Source organism: Pseudomonas sp. HY13-MNA-CIBAN-0226 (genome assembly GCF_040310305.1).
Lineage (GTDB): Bacteria > Pseudomonadota > Gammaproteobacteria > Pseudomonadales > Pseudomonadaceae > Aquipseudomonas > Aquipseudomonas gregormendelii.
The window spans coordinates 1-239 of the sequence record NZ_JBEOPS010000598.1 but is presented as its reverse complement, the minus strand read 5'-3'; the positions used below and the strand labels follow the sequence as shown (position 1 = coordinate 239).

1 protein-coding gene is annotated in these 239 nt (G+C 60.3%); it reads left to right on the top strand.

Features of this window, described 5'->3' with window-relative positions:
• The coding region (locus AAEZ05_RS30070; RefSeq protein ID WP_350650308.1) for a helix-turn-helix domain-containing protein at window positions 1–187 on the top strand (187 nt) is incomplete at its 5' end.
• Between the last annotated feature and the right edge of the window lie 52 nt (window positions 188–239).

Below are 239 nucleotides of genomic sequence, written 5' to 3'. Positions count from 1 at the left end.
CCTGGGGATGGCCGAGCAACCGGCCAACAATGCACCGCGTATCGGCGCGGCTTTGAGCCTGGATGAGCTGGAGAAAGCCCATATCGGCGCCGTACTTGCGACCAGCGACACACTGGACCAAGCGGCCCGCACACTCGGCATCGATGCGTCGACGCTGTACCGCAAACGCAAGCAGTACAACCTTTGAACAGGACCTTATGAAGCTCGCGATGAAACTGCGCACCCGGTTATTCCTGAGC